Annotated in this window: 16 protein-coding genes; 4 read left to right on the top strand and 12 right to left on the bottom strand. The window is 55.7% G+C overall.

Annotation, left to right across the window (positions count from 1 at the left end; translation table 11 throughout):
• Positions 1-20 precede the first annotated feature (20 nt).
• From AC0IXS_RS08170 to AC0IXS_RS08160, 3 genes are all read right to left on the bottom strand, one after another.
• Complete coding sequence (locus AC0IXS_RS08170; protein ID WP_471824331.1) at positions 21-803, bottom strand: siderophore-interacting protein; 783 nt, start codon at positions 801-803, stop codon at positions 21-23.
• Positions 800-1,390, bottom strand: coding sequence for a PadR family transcriptional regulator (locus tag AC0IXS_RS08165; protein ID WP_025993885.1), 591 nt, complete (start codon positions 1,388-1,390; stop codon positions 800-802). Before AC0IXS_RS08165 ends, AC0IXS_RS08170 begins: the two co-directional genes overlap by 4 nt.
• Before the next feature lie 78 nt (positions 1,391-1,468).
• Positions 1,469-4,588: a transglycosylase domain-containing protein gene (locus AC0IXS_RS08160; protein ID WP_471824329.1), complete on the bottom strand. Its 3,120-nt coding sequence runs from the start codon at positions 4,586-4,588 to the stop codon at positions 1,469-1,471.
• Positions 4,589-4,900: 312 nt separating this feature from the next.
• Here AC0IXS_RS08160 and AC0IXS_RS08155 point away from each other — a divergent pair, with 312 nt between their 5' ends.
• A complete protein-coding gene (locus AC0IXS_RS08155; RefSeq protein ID WP_471824327.1) occupies positions 4,901-5,815 on the top strand; it encodes a fibronectin type III domain-containing protein in 915 nt (304 codons plus the stop codon).
• 52 nt (positions 5,816-5,867) lie between these two features.
• Here the strand turns inward: AC0IXS_RS08155 and AC0IXS_RS08150 are convergent, their stop codons facing one another.
• The 9 genes from AC0IXS_RS08150 to AC0IXS_RS08110 all read right to left on the bottom strand — a co-directional run bounded on the left by AC0IXS_RS08150 (position 5,868) and on the right by AC0IXS_RS08110 (position 13,883).
• The gene (locus AC0IXS_RS08150) at positions 5,868-6,548 is read right to left on the bottom strand and encodes a hypothetical protein (protein ID WP_191953771.1); all 681 of its coding nucleotides are present in this window, start codon (positions 6,546-6,548) and stop codon (positions 5,868-5,870) included.
• A 189-nt stretch (positions 6,549-6,737) separates the two neighbouring features.
• A complete protein-coding gene (locus AC0IXS_RS08145; protein WP_471824325.1) occupies positions 6,738-7,418 on the bottom strand; it encodes a hypothetical protein in 681 nt (226 codons plus the stop codon).
• Between the two features lie 186 nt (positions 7,419-7,604).
• Positions 7,605-7,967, bottom strand: coding sequence for a hypothetical protein (locus AC0IXS_RS08140; protein ID WP_471824323.1), 363 nt, complete (start codon positions 7,965-7,967; stop codon positions 7,605-7,607).
• Positions 7,968-7,984: 17 nt separating this feature from the next.
• Positions 7,985-8,284 (bottom strand): hypothetical protein, encoded by a 300-nt coding sequence (locus AC0IXS_RS08135; RefSeq protein WP_471824321.1) that lies wholly within the window; start codon positions 8,282-8,284, stop codon positions 7,985-7,987.
• A 186-nt stretch (positions 8,285-8,470) separates the two neighbouring features.
• Complete coding sequence (locus tag AC0IXS_RS08130) at positions 8,471-9,151, bottom strand: hypothetical protein (RefSeq protein WP_471824319.1); 681 nt, start codon at positions 9,149-9,151, stop codon at positions 8,471-8,473.
• 186 nt (positions 9,152-9,337) lie between these two features.
• A complete protein-coding gene (locus AC0IXS_RS08125; protein WP_320517797.1) occupies positions 9,338-10,018 on the bottom strand; it encodes a hypothetical protein in 681 nt (226 codons plus the stop codon).
• A gap of 120 nt (positions 10,019-10,138) precedes the next feature.
• Entirely contained in the window at positions 10,139-10,750 is a 612-nt protein-coding gene (locus AC0IXS_RS08120; RefSeq protein WP_471826203.1) for a hypothetical protein, read from the bottom strand.
• Positions 10,751-10,983: 233 nt separating this feature from the next.
• On the bottom strand, positions 10,984-12,114 hold the full coding sequence (locus AC0IXS_RS08115; RefSeq protein WP_471824318.1) for an OpgC domain-containing protein: 1,131 nt from the start codon (positions 12,112-12,114) through the stop codon (positions 10,984-10,986).
• 152 nt (positions 12,115-12,266) lie between these two features.
• Entirely contained in the window at positions 12,267-13,883 is a 1,617-nt protein-coding gene (locus AC0IXS_RS08110) for an FMN-binding glutamate synthase family protein (protein WP_004881842.1), read from the bottom strand.
• A 636-nt stretch (positions 13,884-14,519) separates the two neighbouring features.
• On the opposite strand from AC0IXS_RS08110, the gene AC0IXS_RS08105 reads away from it, so the two are divergent.
• From AC0IXS_RS08105 to AC0IXS_RS08095, 3 genes are all read left to right on the top strand, one after another.
• The gene (locus AC0IXS_RS08105) at positions 14,520-14,801 is read left to right on the top strand and encodes a type B 50S ribosomal protein L31 (protein ID WP_004881843.1); all 282 of its coding nucleotides are present in this window, start codon (positions 14,520-14,522) and stop codon (positions 14,799-14,801) included.
• 152 nt (positions 14,802-14,953) lie between these two features.
• Positions 14,954-16,045 (top strand): D-alanine--D-alanine ligase, encoded by a 1,092-nt coding sequence (gene ddlA / locus AC0IXS_RS08100; RefSeq protein WP_320471377.1) that lies wholly within the window; start codon positions 14,954-14,956, stop codon positions 16,043-16,045.
• On the top strand, positions 16,042-16,452 hold the full coding sequence (locus AC0IXS_RS08095) for an NUDIX hydrolase (protein WP_471824315.1): 411 nt from the start codon (positions 16,042-16,044) through the stop codon (positions 16,450-16,452). The genes ddlA and AC0IXS_RS08095 overlap by 4 nt, the downstream gene beginning before the upstream one ends.
• The last annotated feature ends 7 nt before the right edge of the window (positions 16,453-16,459 follow it).

Below are 16,459 nucleotides of genomic sequence, written 5' to 3'. Positions count from 1 at the left end.
GCGCGCCAGACCATTTCGATTTACGTGTCTTCGCCGTCCAGCTTCCAGTAACCGGCGGCCTTGACGAATGCTTCGTCTAGCCCGAATTCCTCCAGCAATACCCGACGCAGTTTGCGCGACAGACCGGATTCCGTGGCCACCCAGGCGTAGAGCCTGCCTTCGGGCATTTCCAGACGACGCGTCACGTCGATCAGGTTCTGCTCGCCGCGCACGATCCAGATCACATCGACCTGCGCCGCACTCTGGAACACTTGCTGCTCCTGTTCGTTCGCCACCTCGACCACCACCAGCGCAGCGCGGTTGGCAGACAGCGATTCCAGACGACGGGCGATGGCCGGGATGGCGGTTTCATCGCCGATCAACAGGTAACTGTCGAACATGTCAGGCACCACCATCGAACCCTTGGGGCCGGCAATGTGCAGGAACTGTCCCGGTTCAGCCTGCGCTGCCCAGGTGGCGGCCGGGCCTTCGCCATGCAGCACGAAATCGATATCGAGTTCGCCCGTGGCTTCGTAATAGCGACGCGGCGTGTAGTCACGCATCGGCGGACGTGGCGCATCCTTGTCGCTGCCAGGCGTCAGGGTTTCCAGCGCCTCCTGCTCCTGGGGCGTGCGCGGAAAGAACAGTTTGACGTGGTCGTCGGTGCCCAGGCTGATGAAGCCGCTCAGCTCCGGGCCTTGCAGGGTAATGCGGCGCATCAGCGGCGTCAGTTGAGTCACGCGCAGCACTTTTAGCTTGCGACGTTTGATTTCGTGCATGACGCGGTGGATCGATTGTTCCTGAGTCGTGTTTTCTGAAGTCATTGCGACGGCTCCGAGGCTGATTGCGGTCCATCGACGATGGCCTTGGCGGTGTTGTTGAGCAGGTCGCGGACCCGAATGATTTCTTCCGGGCTCCAGCGGCCATCGTGCATGTGCATGGCGTGGCGCAGGTTGTGCACCGCTTCGTGGATTTCCGGCGGTCGGTCGTGGCCCCGCAGCGAGCGCTTGCTGACCTCGATGCGGGTGCGCACGCCGTCCAATGCCACGGTCTGTTCCAGCAGGGACGCGCGACCGGCCTCGGTCACGGTGTACAGCTTTTTGCCTGCCTGAGCGTCGCCGGTGACCAGTTCGCTTTCTTCCAGAAAGGTCAGGGTCGGATAGATCACGCCGGGGCTTGGGCAGTAGGCCCCGTCGAACAGGCCTTCAATCTTGCGGATCAGGTCATAGCCGTGGGCAGGCTGCTCGGCGATCAGCGCCAGCAGCAGTAATTTCAGATCGCCCGGGGCAAATACACGCGGGCCACGTCCACCGCGTTCACGGCCGGGACGTTTTTCAAAGCCGTCTCGGTCTTCGCGAGCGTGTGGGGGACGATGGTGGGGGTGATGAGCGTCATCACGCATGGTCTTCATCTCTCTCTGTACAAATTAGATATACCTTAAGATATATCTAAATGGTTCTGCAAAAGAGGATGACGAACGGTAACGGACTCACGTCCTTGTGATTTCTCCGGTAGACGGCGAGGTGCACATCGCCTTCCCGTGGTCTTCCAGATAGGGCGTCAATATCGGCGCCATGCCCTTTAGGACTTGCACTGGCAGTGCCGAGGTGAAGCGAAAGCCTTCGGCAGCACGGCCTGGAACGAAAGCCGTCAGCGTGCCGAAATGGTTGTCGCCGATGTAGAACACGAACGTCGCCGTGCGGTTGACGGCCCGCGAGCTGAGGATGCGTCCGCCTGCGCCGATGCTCTCTATCCGGTTGTCCCCGGTGCCGGTCTTGCCGCCCATCGCCAGCACGCTGCCATCCTGCATTTTGAACGTGCCCTGCACGCGTTTAGCGGTACCGCCGTCCACCACCTGGGACAGCGCTTCGCGCATGGCTGCGGCGACTTCGGATGGCAACACCCGTTCGCCCAGTTCCGGGTTGATGGTCAGTTCGGTTTCGTAAGGCGTGTCGGCGGCAAAATGCAGGCTGTCGATGCGTACTGCGGGCAGGCGGATGCCATCGTTCTGGATGATGCCGATCAACTCGGCGAGTGCGGCCGGACGATCGCCGGAGCTGCCGATGGCGGTTGCCAGCGAAGGCACCAGATGGTCGAACGGATAACCCACGCGCTGCCAGCGTTGCTCTATATCCAGAAACGCCTCGACCTCCATCATCGTGCGGATGCGGCTGTCGCGCGCACCCTTGTGCCGACTCTTGAACAACCAGCCATAGACTTCCTGGCGCTCGAAACGGCTGGCGGCCACGGCGTCCTTGAACTGCGCGTCGGGGTGCTTGAGCAGATAGCCCACCAGCCACAGGTCCAGCGGATGTACCCGCGCGACGTAGCCCTGATCGGGCAGGTCATAGGCGCCGGGGCCGTAACTGTCATACAGATCCGCCAGACGTTTTTCGGTCAGTTTCGAGGTTGCCCTCGGGTCTTCAAGGTGCGCTCGAACGAAGGCATTGAAGGTCGTGCGGTCGGCGCCCGGCAGCAGGTAACGATGCACGGCAGCCAGGCGAATAGCGGTGGGGTGTATGCCATCCAGAAAGGTGTCGAGGCGTTCCTGCGTGGTCTTGTCCTTGTAGCGTTTCCAGAAGCGCAGCAGGAACACAGTGCCTTCACGGTCGGCGAACTGGCTCAGGTATTCCTGACGACGCGGGTTGTCGTCGTCCTTGAGCAACGCCGCGCTATTGCTGGGCGCCTGATAGGTGCTGTAGCGCACCACGTCGCGCATCAGGCGAATGAACGGCAGGTTGATCGACTCGCGCAGCGATTCACGCAAGGTCGGGATGCGTCCGTCGTCTTCATGCCTGAAGTTGTTGAAGCGATGCATACCGCCGCCGGTGAAAAAGGCTTCTCCGGGGCTGGCCGAGTACGTACGGTCCAGCGCCGCCGCAAGCATCTTCGACAGGTCGCGGTCCTTGTTCTGCAGCAGATAATCCACCGACCAGCGGGTGAGGCGATCCGGTTCTTCAATCGGGACTTTTCGCAGTTGCGCAACGCTCATGTCTGCGTAGCGCCCATGCAACTCGGCAATGATTTCCAGATAGGTCGTCAGCACCCGCATCTTGGCGGTCGAACCCAGCTCCAGCTTGCTGCCCTCGTTGATGTCGAAGGGCTGGTCGGTGCTGTCGGTCTGCACCCTGACCCGCGAGCCATCGGCGCCGCGCTCGAAAAGGGTAAAGCTGTAACGCACCTGCGCGGTGCTGGCCGGCGACAACAGCCGCTCGCCCATCAGCCCCATGCTGCGGGCGAACTCCGGGTCAGCCAGATCACGCAGGTACTGGCTGACCTGAGTCTGCAACTTGCCGTGCAGGGTGCTGGTGGCCGACAGGTCGAGACGGTCCAGGTCGTAAAGGGGCCGATTCAGCAGGTTCGACAGACGGGTACGCGCAACGCTGATGCCCTTGTTGGTTTCGATCGGTTGAATCGTCGGCTGCTGCACCCAGTCGCGGTAGGTGACCGTCGCCGCCAGCGCTGCGTCGGCGAGGGGCTGATCGATAACGTTGGCCTGCGCCAGCAAACGGATGTGGCTGTCGGTAAGCTCTGCCAGTTCAAGTCGACCCTTGGCCAGATAGTGAGAAGGGCGGCGTTGGGCAATCACCAGTGACAGCACCTCGCGCAGCGCCAGCGCCTTCTCGGCCAGGCTTTTGCTGTCGGCAGGACTGGACGCGAGAATTTCGTTGGTTCTGGCAAAGTCCGCACCGAACCAGACCCGCAACCCCTCGGCCAGCCCGTGTACCTCGCCATGCCCGGGCACGGCCGACAGCGGCACGCTGTTGAGGTAATCCCGGACCACATGCTGGCGCGCCTCCAGCGTCTGCGCGCCCGGCTGGTAGGCCCGGACACTGGCAGAGATCATCTGCCGGATCTTCTCCGAGCCCGACTGCGTCAGTCCGTCCGGCGAGTGACGGTACTTTTCCAGCTGCGTGGCCAGCGTACTGCCGCCTGCCGACTGACCGGGCAGTGACAGCATTCTCGCGACCTGCGACCACGCCGCCTTGGCAAAGCGCGGCCAGTCCACTGCCGGGTTGGCCTGCGGCTGCTGCGGGTCGAGCAGGTCGCGGTTTTCGATGAACAGCAGACTGTGCACCACCACTGGAGGAATGTCGGCGAAGGCTGGGTAAAACTGTTGTGGATAGCGGAACTCATACAGTGGCGCGCCCCGACAGTCGGTGATCGACAGCCCCGCCTGAATCTTTTCCTGATAGGGCACAAAGAAACCGCGCTGGCTGTAACGCATCAACTCGGGGGAAAAGCGCGCCTGTCGGGTGATCACGTAATCGCGCTTCAGCAGACGCGGCAGGAAGTCGTCCAGCGAGGAATACCCCAGACGTTTGTCGAAAGGCCCGTCACCCGGGTACACGACATCCGTGCTCGGTCCAGGCTGCACCGAGTAACTGAGGTTGGCGGCAAAACGGCTGAACTCCCGGGCCTGAAGCCTGGAACTGCGGCTCTCGACCGCCACCGCTGCACCCAGCGCTACACCTCCCAATGCCACGACCACCCAGAACACCCGCCATCCGTAACGTTTACGAGGGGGATGCTTCGGCGCGCGTGGGTCATCCTGACGGTCAGCGGAAATCACATCTTGCCTGCTATCGGAATGCCTGAATACGCCCATAGTCGATGGCCCGTCACCCTGTTAACGCACCTGAGACAAGCTTAGACGCTGGGCGGGATTGCAGGAGAAATTGTCAGGAGGAATTTAGAGAGCGTTGCAGGCGTTAAGGGGTAGTCAGCCAGATTCGAGTCAGTGGAAATCAGAAACGGTCGATGTGCGGTATATATATAAAGCTTGCGAGTTATTAATGTGTAGGATGTTTCCGTAAAGTTGTTTCTGGTATTGACCTTCAGCGACTCAACTGATTACGTCCAGGCAGTCAGTGGCAATGATGCCTGACATAAATTAACGGATTAAAGTTGAGGATTTAAGATGGATAATAATAAAAGCGCTACAGGCCGCCTGCTCTTGTCTGGACTGTTTCTGGCGATGTCCTGCCATGCATTTGCACAGGGCGAAAGCGGTGTTGAGGGTGTTGCGCCGGATGCTCAGCAGGAAACGCCGACACTGCGTGCGGAAACTCCAGGCGTGGTCGTACTCTCCGACAAGATTCACGAGATTACCCAGACACTGGAGAGTACTTCGGCGGTCCATCAGTACAGCTTTACTGCGATTCGCGGTCAGAATGTTTTGTTGGCAACGCCCGGCAGTCAATACGACAAACTCTGGAAAGTTGAATATCAAGTTGATGGCGGCGAATGGAAGCGTAAGCCCTATGCAGGCGCTTATAAGATATCTGACTTGAACCCCGGTTCTCAGGTCAACGTCCGCGTCCTTGCCGTTGAAGGGGGCGTATTTGAAAACGCGGAATACAGGATCGTGTTTGGGTCGTTTCCTCACATGAATTACGACCTGCTCGACGAGCAAGGCATTTTGCCGATTTCAGCTTTTCAGGAGAACGTGGAAGCATTTCTTGCGACTCAGGCGTTCAAAGAGGTAACGCTGGAGGCGACGTTTACGGACAGTAAGGCGTATCCGTTGGAGGGCGGTCTGCTAGACCTTTCACTCGCTACGGGTATTGGGGAGGGCGCTGGTAAAACGTTTTCATCCGATAATAACGGAAAAATATCACAGTTGATAGAGTTGGGGCGCTGTGAAGGAGGCTGGCTGGCAAAAGATATCTATGAGCACACCGGTAAAACCCGGCTTACGTGGAGTACGCGCTACCAGAAGAGAAACTATAGTGCTAGAAATATTTTGGCGGGGCGACTGGAAGACAAACCTCATACATTTACGCTAGGACATTTGTGTAAACGCTGGCTAACCAATTTGCACACAAGGCCGTAAAATTTAGAATGGGCGTCTCCTCCTCGCCGTGGAGCGCCCTTTTTTGGGACGCCTAAGCGTAGGTGTCTATCAGGGAATCACGGTTCTTCTTATCATGCTCCTTCACTTGGTTCATCCATCCTTCCGTTATGTCGATTGGGCATGAGAATACCTTCCCGAGGTCGACAATATCCTGAAAGTTTAAAAGGGTAAGGTTGGTTTTCCCCGAAAAATTTTTCGGGTCGTGGTCAACGAGGCTCATGATAAGCTTCGCACCTTGTCTGACCGAGCTTTTGAAGTCGACGTCGGAGTTGATGGCTCTGGTCAACCACTTCAAGTCGTCATCGCTCAGACTTTTTCCGGAGTCCAGTATTTTGATCTCCGCGTCGTCGCCAAGAGTGAAGCTGAAGCTTTTCTCTGCCAAATCGGGCCTTGTATCTGAAACCTGCGCTTTAAAGAGATTAAAAAATGCGTATTGGTTGCCTAGTTCATTACAAACCTCGAGCTCTGTAAAAATTAAATATCGATCTTTCGTCATCTCGCGCATTTCATTTTTTACGGTGTCATCGCTATATCTGAAGAACTTCCCCTTCCATGGCTCTTCCTCTCTCGTGTAAAACTCTTTTGCAAAAGCTTCTTTCTTTTGCTGATCCGTCAGTACGTCGGATGGTGCCGGTTCGTTCGCCTGAGGCACACGGTCAGGCGCTGGCATGTAAGGTTTCAATGGCATTACAATAGCGCTGTTGATATTCATGTCTCGCTCCTTGTTGAATGGATGACGCTTCCTTGATAACGGCAGTGAATTAAAAACCTTGGCCTGATAACCCTGTAGGGCATTTCCGAGAGTGCGCTGTGGTGTGACCGTTTTCTCAAGTTAAGCGTGACTATCTATCAATGATTGCTTTTTGAGTTTTTTGACGGCAAAGCACCCTTTCTCGGATACCTAAGCGTAGGTATCGATCAGGGAATCACGGTTCTTCTTATCATGCTCCTTCACTTGGTTCATCCATCCTTCAGTCATGTCGATTGGGTCTGAAAGCACCTTCCCGAGGTCGACAATATCCTGAAAGTTTAAAAGGGTAAGGTTGGTTTTCCCCGAAAAATTTTTCGGGTCGTGGTCAACGAGGCTCATGATAAGCTTCGCACCTTGTCTGACCGAGCTTTTGAAGTCGACGTCGGAGTTGATGGCTCTGGTCAACCACTTCAAGTCGTCATCGCTCAGACTTTTTCCGGAGTCCAGTATTTTGATCTCCGCGTCGTCGCCAAGAGTGAAGCTGAAGCTTTTTTCTGCCAGGTCAGGCCGCGCATCTAAAATCTGTTCTTTGAAGTAGCAAAAAAATGAATATTGGTTGCTGAGTTCGATGCTAGCCTCCATGCTCGCAAAAGTTAAATACTGCTCTTTCGTCATCTCGCGCAGTTCGTTTTTTATTGTGTTGTCCCCGCAATTGACAAATTGTCCCTTCCAAGGCTCTTCCTCCTTGGTGTAAAACTCTTTTGCAAAAGCTTCTTTCTTTTGCTGATCCGTCATTACGTCGGATGGCACCTGTTTGGTCGTCTGAGGTATACGGTCAGGCGCAGGCAGGTAAGGTGTCATGGTCATTGGAATAGCGCTGTTGATATTCATGTCTCGCTCCTTGCTGAATGGATGACGCTTCCTTGATAACGGCACTGAATTCAAAACCTTGGCCTGATAACCCTGTAGGGCATTTCCGAGAGTGCGCTGTGGTGTGACCGTTTTCTCAAGTTAAGCGTGCTATCTATCAATGGTCGCTCTACGAGCTTCTCGCTTTCGGAGAGCGTTTTGGAACTCCTACGCGTAGGTATCGATCAGGGAGTCCCGGTTTTTCTCGTCATGTTCCTTTACTTGTTTCATCCATCCTTCCATCAGGCTGTGTGGGTCGGTAAGTGCCTTCCCGAGATCAATAATGTGCTGAAAGTTCAAAAGACTGAGGTTGGTTTTTCCTGAGAAATTTTTGGGGTCGTGGTCAATGATGCTCATTATGAGCTTCGCGCCTTGTCTGACCGAGCTTTTTAAGTCGACGTCGGAATTTATGACTCTGGTCAACCAATTCAAGTCGTCATCGCTCAGACTTTTTTCGGAGTCCAGTATTTTGATCTCCGCGTCGTCGCCAAGGGTAAAACTAAAGTTTTTATCTGCCAAATCAGGTCGCATATCTGAAATCTGATCTTTTAATTTATAAAAAAATAATATTGCTTGCTGAATTCATTGCTGGCTTCCAGTTCCGCAAAGCCTAAATAGTTATCCTTCGTCATCTCGCGCAGTTCGCTTTTTATTATGTCATCCCCGTAATAAAAAAACTTTCCCTTCCAAGGCTTTTCCTCCTTTGTGTAAAACTCTTTCGCCAAGGCTTCTTTTTTTTTCTGATCCGTCAGTACGTCGGACAGCGCCGGTTCGGTCGTCTGAATCGCACGGTCAGGCGCTTGCATGTAAAATTTCAATGGCATTGCAATAGTGCTGTTGATATTCATGTCTCGCTCCTTGCTGAATGGATGACGCTTCCTTGATAACGGCAGTGAATTCAAAACCTTGGCCTGATAACCCTGTAGGGCATTTCCGAGAGTGCGCTGTGGTGTGACCGTTTTCTCAAGTTAAGCGTGCTACCTAGCAATGGTTGCTCTACGAGCTTCTCGCTTGCGGAGAACGTTTTGGAACTCCTACGCATAGGTATCGATCAGGGAATCACGGTTCTTCTTATCATGCTCCTTCACTTGGTTCATCCATCCTTCCGTTATGTCGATTGGGTGTGAAAGCACCTTCCCGAGGTCGACAATATCCTGAAAATTTAAAAGGGTGAGGTTCGTTTTTCCTGAGAAGTTTTTGGGGTCGTGGTCAACCAGGATCATGATAAGCCTCGCACCTTCTCTTACCGAAATTTTAAAGTCGCCGTCTGAATTAATGGCTCTGGTTAACCATTGCAAATCATCGTCGTTCAGTTTTTTTTCCGGATCCAGTATTTTGATCTCCGCGTCATCGCCTAGGGTAAAGCTGAAGTTCTTTTCTACCAGGTCAGGTCGTGTTTCTAGAACCTGTTCTTTAAAGTGATGAAAAAATGCGTATTGGTTGCCCAGCTCTCTGCTAGCCGATAAGCTCATGGACATTAAATAAATTTCCTTTGCATAATGCTGCAATGATACGAGTACACCGTTCTGCATATAGTCGTGAGATATTTTGTTCCAAGGCTCTTCCTCCTTTGTGTAAAACTCTTTCGCCAGGGCTTCTTTTTTTTGCTGATCCGTCAGTACGTCGGATGGTGCCGGTTCGGTCGTCTGAGGCACACGGTCAGGCGCAGGCAGGTAAGGTTTCATGGTCATTGGAGTGGCGCTGTTGATATTCATGTCTCGCTCCTTGCTGAATGGATGACGCTTCCTTGATAACGGCAGTAAATTTAAAACCTTGGCCTGAGAACCCTGTAGGGCATTTCCGAGAGTGCGCTGTGGTGTGACCGTTTTCTCAAGTTAAGCGTGCTATCTATCAATGATTGCTTTACGAGCTTCTCGCTTGCGGAGAGCGTTTTGGAACTCCTACGCGTAGGTGTCTATCAAAGAGTTCCCGTTTTTCTCATCCTGTTCTTTTACTTGCTTCATCCATCCTTCAGTCATGTCGATTGGATGTGAGAGTACTTTGCCGAGATCGATAATGTGCTGAAAGTTCAAAAGGCTGAGATTGGTTTTTCCTGAAAAATTTTTGGGGTCGTGGTCAACAAGGCTCATGATAAGCTTCGCACCTTGTCTGACCGAGCTTTTGAAGTCGACGTCGGAGTTGATGGCTCTGGTCAACCATTTCAAGTCGTCATCGCTCAGACTTTTTCCGGAGTCCAGTATTTTGATCTCCGCGTCGTCGCCAAGAGTGAAGCTGAAGTTTTTCTCTGCCAAGTCAGGCCGCGTATCTAAGATCTGTTCTTTGAAGTAGCAAAAAAATGAATATTGGTTGCTGAGTTCAATGCTAGCCTCCATGCTCGCAAAAGTTAAATACTGCTCTTTAGTCATCTCGCGCATTTCGTTTTTTACGGTGTCATCGCTATATCTGACGAGCCTTCCCTTCCAAGGTTCTTCCTCCCTCGTGTAAAACTCTTTTGCAAAAGCTTCTTTCTTTTGCTGATCCGTCATTACGTCGGATGGCACCTGTTCGGTCGTCTGAGGTACACGATCAGGCGCAGGCAGGTAAGGTTTCATGGTCATTGGAATAGCGCTGTTGATATTCATGTCTCGCTCCTTGCTGAATGGATGACGCTTCCTTGATAACGGCAGTGAATTCAAAACCTTGGCCTGATAACCCTGTAGGGCATTTCCGAAACGATTTTTCGTTGTGAAGCCTTTCTCAATTCAAACGTGAACATCCACCTGTGCGCCCTCCACGACCTCGCGTTTAGGGGCATTACGTTCGATCTGGTAGATGATGGTGTCCATGAAGTTGCCGATGGTGTTGCGGCTGAATACCTGGCCGTAATCGATAACCTTGCTGAAGCTTTCAAGATTGAGTGTGTGCTCGGTGCCGAATTTTTCCGGGTAATGGTCCAGCAGCGTCATGATGCTCTTGGCATTGTTGACCAGCGCATCCTTGAGCGGCTGACGCTTGTTAAGCTCCTCGGTAAGGTAAGTATGCTCAGAGGGCGTCAATACACCGTCCGGGTCGGTTACCTTGATGTGCTCATCGAAGCCGAGTGTGAATCCGTAGTGTTTTTTGGCAAGCTCCGGGTTCAGGTAGGAAAGCTGCTGCTTGAAATCGTGAAAGTCGTCGAACATTCTGCAGGCGGATTCTTGAAACCTCCCGATTTCCTCCTTCAGAAATTCTTGTCGGCTAAATTCGAAAAATTCACTGGAAATATGCGTGAGGTAGTTGTCCATATCGCCTTGGGCGTGTTCGGTCAGCCAAGGCGCTTTTTCGTAATGGTAAAACTCCTCATTCGGATCGCGGACAGCTTTGAATGGCAGCATCAGATTTTCTGGGGGAATCGACAGGGCGACGATATCCCGACTAATATTTCCTACCTCCCTATTCTGGAACGGTCTTTCAGACGTTAGTGTGCTTACATAGCTTGTCACGGTATTGATATTCAAGGCATTGCCCTCCCATTGAGTTCATACCGGATAACGGCCATGTGCAGAAAAACTTGGCCTGATAAAGCAGTAGGAAACTTCCGAGAGGGCTGTCGAGTGTGAGGCTGTTCTCAGGTGGGTAACAGGCGGGGCGCTTTGTCGAAGCGTTTGTTCAGCTCGAGTCCGTTGGCCATGAGCATCATCAGTCCCAACCCGATCACTGCGGTGGTCACTTGCATCGGCCAGGTGTCACCCGCCAGGGCATTGGCCATGTCGGCCAGCGGCGCCAACAGTACGCCCAGGCAGAAGACTTCCAGTGAGTAGCGGCCCATGCGGCAGGTCTGGCGGGCGGGCCAGTTGTCGAGCCAGGTACTGGTGGTGGGCAGCAGGCGGGCAACCACGTAGACCAGCGCCAGGAAGTGCAGCAGGCGAACCGGTGCGAGGTCGGTCTTGCTGATGGGGTAGAAGGCTTCCAGTTGCAGCGTCGACACCAGTGCTGTGTGCAGGCCCGGCCATTTTTCGCTGAAGGTCAGTGCGCCTGCGATCAGCACATAAACGGCAGATACGATGAATAACGGTTGCCGATGCAACGGGCGGCGTTCGTTGGCGACATGCGTTTCAGCCCGCAGCGCACAGGCGCCACCGAGCACGAACAGCAGTTGCCAGGCGACCGGATTGAAGTACCAGACACCGCCGCCTTCGTAAGCGCGCAGGTTCCAGCCCAATAACGGCACCATCATGTAGAGCGCAATCGACAGTCCTACCGCCAGTTCCAGCTTGCGCAGCATCAACGGCAGAATAAGGGGCAGGGTCAGCAGCAGGACGATGTAGAGCGGCAACGGGTCGGTCAGGTTGGGTTTGAAGCGCAGCAGGAGTTCATCGGCCAGCGCTTGCTGTGGGTTGCCGACGAAATACTCGAGGCCCATCTGCTGCACCATGTCGCGTGTTTCGACGTGGTTGTTGGCGACGAAAACAATGCCCATCAGCAAGGTCAGCAAAAAGATGTGTACCACATACAACACCCAAGTGCGCCTCAGGATCCGCACGCCTGCAACCAGCAGGCCTTCGCGTCGGGCAATACGCCCGTAGGCCAGGATGGCCGCATAGCCCGCGAGAAACACAAAGATTTCGGCCGCGTCGCTGAAGCCGAAGTTACGCACGGTCAGTTGGGCCAGAGGGTTGTCCGGCACGTGATCCCAGAAGATGAAGATCAGCGCCAGGCCTCGAAAGAAGTCGATTCGATGATCGCGTCCGTTAGTCATAACGGTGGACTCTTGAAAGTTGCTAATAAGATGAGCCGCACAGGGCTGAGGTTCCGCGCCGCCAGTCTGTCTCTCTCGGCGGCGCGGCAGGGTGGCGTTAAATCATGGCAATTGCAAAATCAGGCTATTACAGAATGTCTCCAGATGCAGTCCTACGCCACTTCATCGGCCGGTTCGAAACTGTCGGCGCGGGCCATCCGCCACATCCTTGAATAGAAGCTGTCGTCTTGCACGCCGTTCAGCAACTGCCCCGGTTGCAGGAAGACGTGAGTTTGCGAGAACAGTTTGATTTCTGTGGCTGACATGCGTCGTACCAGGTGTTTGGCTTCCAGCTGCGATGGGTTATCGAGGCCTGCGGCCGCAAGCATTTCGGCCAGCCCCTTGAGGGTGTTGCGATGGAAGTTGTACACCCGCTCGGCCTTGTCCGGCACCACCAGCGCCCGCTGACGTAGCGCGTCCTGAGTCGCAACGCCGGTCGGGCATTTGTTGGTGTGGCAACTTTGTGACTGGATGCAACCGATGGCGAACATGAAGCCGCGTGCGGAGTTCGCCCAGTCGGCGCCAATTGCCAACACGCTGGCAATGTCGAAAGCACTGACGATCTTGCCGCTGGCACCCAGACGAATCTGGCTGCGCAGGTTCAGGCCAACCAGCGTGTTATGCACGAACAGCAGTGCCTCACGCATCGGTGTGCCCATGTGATCGGTGAATTCGACTGGCGCGGCACCGGTCCCGCCCTCGGTACCGTCGACGACGATGAAGTCCGGGTAGATTCCGGTGTCGAGCATGGCCTTGGCGATGCCCATGAATTCCCATGGATGACCCAGACAGAACTTGAAGCCGACCGGCTTGCCGCCCGACAACTCACGCAACTGTGCAATGAACTGCATCAGCTCGAAAGGTGTGGAGAACGCGCTGTGTCGGGACGGCGAAATGCAGTCCTCGCCCATCGGAATGCCGCGGGTATCGGCGATTTCCTGAGTCACTTTATGTTTGGGCAGGATGCCGCCATGACCGGGTTTCGCGCCCTGGCTCATCTTGATTTCGATCATGCGCACCTGCGGGTTAGTAGCCTGTGCTGCGAACTTCTCGGGGTCGAAGCGGCCATCCGCCGTGCGACAACCGAAATAGCCGCTGCCCAGTTCCCAGGTCAGGTCGCCGCCGTGCTCGCGGTGATAAGGGCTGATGCTGCCTTCGCCGGTGTCGTGGGCGAAGTTGCCCAGTTTGGCACCCTTGTTGAGCGCACGGATGGCGTTGGCGCTGAGCGAGCCGAAGCTCATGGCCGAGATATTGAAGATCGATGCCGAATAGGGCTGCGAGCACTGAGGACCGCCGATCGACACACGGAAGCTGTTGGGGTCGCTCAACGGAGCAGGGCGCATGGAGTGGCCGATGAATTCGAAACCGGTCTGATACACATCGATCAGTGTGCCGAAGGGCTTGTCCGCCGATTCGTTCTTGGCGCGCGAGTACACCAGCGAGCGCTGGGCCCGCGAGAAGGGCAAGGCGTCGCTGTCGGACTCGAGCAGGTACTGGCGGATTTCGGGACGTATCGCTTCAACGGCGTAGCGGATGTTACCCAGGATCGGGTAATTGCGACGAACTGAGTGCCGTGACTGCAGCAGGTCGATGATGCCCACGACGCTCAGGACGGCGGTCAGCAGCGTGAACGGCCACAGCCACTCGTGGTGCCAGAGCGGCAGGCTGAACAGCGTGAAAAGTACGCATCCGACGAAAACGGCATAACGACTGAGTAGCGAGAGGCTCATACGACATCCTTGGACTAATGGCGGTTTTCTGCGCTGGGCGCCCCGTCTTCGCCTGCCTGTGACGACTTGCAGGACTGCGGGGCTGCCGGAGTGTCTGCGCCCACGGCCTGCTCGCACGAGCGGGTCGAACAGGGCGCACCCTTGGAATGTAGCGGATTGCCGCTACCGGTGTGAGCAGTAAATGACCTGCCGGTGATGGCTTTTGCCTGTGCCGCAGCTTTCGTTCAGCTTTCCAGCACTCGGGGTTTGAGATGCCGCAGGCGTGCGGTGGCGGCATACACCTCTTCACGACCTTCCAGGCTGGTCCAGCGTGGAGCTGGATAAGGGCCTGTTCCTTCATGTTGAGCGCTACGAAACCGAGCTCGTCTGCCTTGTGCATGAAGCGGTTGTGGGGTCAGGCGGAGTGCTGGCCCTGATCACATCCTGCAAGGCGTTCTGCAGCATCGAGACGTAACCACCAGCATCGGAGGGTTGCACAGGACGTCAGTCCTGTTGACGTACCCAGCAAGCAATCGCAGTGAAACACGGGCCTTGATCAAGCCCGCCGATGCAGCCTATCGACAGGAATCATTATCATCTAGAAAGAGCATTATGTTACTGTGTAACACTTAAATTACCTGCTGCCTGGAGGCATCCATGAAACCCGACATCCATCCCGCATACCGTACCGTGCTGTTCCACGACACTGCAGCCGACGCCTACTTTCTGATCGGTTCCACCGTCGACACAGAGCGCACGCAGCAGCACACCGATGGCAATACGTACCCCTACGTCGCTCTCGACGTGTCCAGTGCATCGCACCCGATGTACACCGGCCAGCAACGCAAGACCACCAGCGAAGGCCGGATCGCAGGCTTCAACAAGCGTTTTGCCACCTTTGGTTCCGGCAGCAAGAAAGACGCTTCGGCAGGTCAATGATCCATCACCCGTCCCGGTCAGGGGCCATCCGCTCAGGATTGCCCTCGACCGGGATTTTTTTTGCCGGGAATGCGGGTTGCGACCACTCGTCCTCTGGACTATTGGCGGGAATTGCTTTTATCTTCGCGGCCTGAAAAACAGGAGTACCCGCTTTGAAAAAGTCAGTGGCCATCATTTTCGGTGGGCAATCCAGCGAGCACGAAGTTTCGTTGCAGTCCGCGCGCAACGTGATCAACGCAATTGATCGTGAAAGCTACGCGCTGACCCTGATCGGCGTCGACAAACTGGGCAACTGGTTGCGGTTCGACGAAGGCGATTACCTGCTCAACGCGGGCGACCCGGCAAAGATCAGCCTGAGCACTGCCGGCAAGCGTCTGGCACTTCTGCCGGGAAGCACCGACGGGCAGTTCGTCGAGGTTGAATCCGGTGAGCAACTGGCGCGTATCGACGTGGTGTTTCCGCTGATTCATGGCGCTTTTGGCGAAGATGGTTCGCTGCAAGGCCTGCTGCGCCTGTTGGCGATTCCGTTTGTAGGCCCTGACGTGCTCGGCTCGGCTGCCTGCATGGACAAGGACGTGACCAAGCGTCTGCTGCGCGATGCCGGGATTGCCGTCGCGCCGTTCGTGGTGCTGACCCGCGGTCAGACGATTCAGTTTGCTGAGGTAGCCGGTCAGTTGGGTCTGCCGATGTTCGTCAAACCGGCCAGCCAGGGCTCTTCGGTCGGTGTCAGCAAGGTCATGGACCAAGCCGGTTTCGAGGCCGCGCTGGCGCTGGGCTTCCAGTTCGATCACAAACTGTTGATCGAGCAGGGCATCGTGGGTCGTGAAGTGGAATGTGCGGTGCTGGGCAACCGCGACCCGCAGGTCAGCGTGTGCGGTGAAGTGGTCGCCAACGACGAGTTCTATGCCTACGACACCAAGTACCTCAACGGCGATCAGGCACGCATCGCGATTCCGGCAGAGCTGGCCGTCGATCTGAGCGACGAGGTGCGCAATGTCGCGCTGACCGCTTACAAGGTGCTTGGTTGCGCGGGGCTTTCCCGGGTCGATTTCTTCGTTACCGAGGCGCGCGACATCATCATCAACGAGGTCAACACCATTCCAGGTTTCACCTCCATCAGCATGTACCCCAAGTTGTGGCAGGCCAGCGGTCTTTCCTACGCCGGGCTGATCGATCGCCTGATCACGCTGGCCCTGGAACGCGCCGACGAGTCGCGACTGCTGAAGACGGATATCTTTGCATGAAGATCATTACTATCGCGGCAGCCTTGCTGATCGCCCCGGATGGCAAGACCCTGCTGGTGCGCAAGCGCGGCACCCAGGCGTTCATGCGGCCGGGCGGCAAGATCGAGCCAGGCGAAGCTGCAGCCGTGGCATTGGCCAGAGAACTGGAGGAAGAGCTGGGGTTGATCATTGATCCGCAACAGGCCGCGTTCCTCGGCGAGTTCACTGCGCCTGCCGCCAATGAGCCTGGCTTCGAGGTCCATTGCCATTTATTCGAGGTGATGACCGATGCGCCGGCCATACCTGCTGCCGAGATCGAGGAAGTGATCTGGGTCGGCACGCAGACTGACGTGGAGCTGCATCTGGCGCCGCTGACCCGCGACCTGATTCTGCCGCTCTACAGGCAGCGCCAGGCCCAGGTCGTCTGAGTTGCAG

The sequence above is a fragment of the Pseudomonas sp. AC016 genome, assembly GCF_979253365.1.
This window is presented reverse-complemented; position numbering and strand designations above follow the sequence as displayed.

Bases quoted from the DNA above. Each gene is read 5' to 3' on its own strand.
- AC0IXS_RS08160 (WP_471824329.1), bottom strand. From the start codon at position 4,588: ATGGGCGTATTCAGGCATTCCGATAGCAGGCAAGATGTGATTTCCGCT.
- AC0IXS_RS08115 (WP_471824318.1), bottom strand. From the start codon at position 12,114: ATGACTAACGGACGCGATCATCGAATCGACTTCTTTCGAGGCCTGGCG.
- AC0IXS_RS08120 (WP_471826203.1), bottom strand. From the start codon at position 10,750: ATGCTGCCATTCAAAGCTGTCCGCGATCCGAATGAGGAGTTTTACCAT.
- AC0IXS_RS08140 (WP_471824323.1), bottom strand. From the start codon at position 7,967: ATGCGACCTGATTTGGCAGATAAAAACTTTAGTTTTACCCTTGGCGAC.
- AC0IXS_RS08155 (WP_471824327.1), top strand. From the start codon at position 4,901: ATGGATAATAATAAAAGCGCTACAGGCCGCCTGCTCTTGTCTGGACTG.
- AC0IXS_RS08170 (WP_471824331.1), bottom strand. From the start codon at position 803: ATGACTTCAGAAAACACGACTCAGGAACAATCGATCCACCGCGTCATG.
- AC0IXS_RS08110 (WP_004881842.1), bottom strand. From the start codon at position 13,883: ATGAGCCTCTCGCTACTCAGTCGTTATGCCGTTTTCGTCGGATGCGTA.
- AC0IXS_RS08165 (WP_025993885.1), bottom strand. From the start codon at position 1,390: ATGAAGACCATGCGTGATGACGCTCATCACCCCCACCATCGTCCCCCA.
- AC0IXS_RS08150 (WP_191953771.1), bottom strand. From the start codon at position 6,548: ATGAATATCAACAGCGCTATTGTAATGCCATTGAAACCTTACATGCCA.
- AC0IXS_RS08105 (WP_004881843.1), top strand. From the start codon at position 14,520: ATGAAACCCGACATCCATCCCGCATACCGTACCGTGCTGTTCCACGAC.
- AC0IXS_RS08145 (WP_471824325.1), bottom strand. From the start codon at position 7,418: ATGAATATCAACAGCGCTATTCCAATGACCATGACACCTTACCTGCCT.
- AC0IXS_RS08095 (WP_471824315.1), top strand. From the start codon at position 16,042: ATGAAGATCATTACTATCGCGGCAGCCTTGCTGATCGCCCCGGATGGC.
- AC0IXS_RS08130 (WP_471824319.1), bottom strand. From the start codon at position 9,151: ATGAATATCAACAGCGCCACTCCAATGACCATGAAACCTTACCTGCCT.
- AC0IXS_RS08125 (WP_320517797.1), bottom strand. From the start codon at position 10,018: ATGAATATCAACAGCGCTATTCCAATGACCATGAAACCTTACCTGCCT.
- AC0IXS_RS08135 (WP_471824321.1), bottom strand. From the start codon at position 8,284: ATGAATATCAACAGCACTATTGCAATGCCATTGAAATTTTACATGCAA.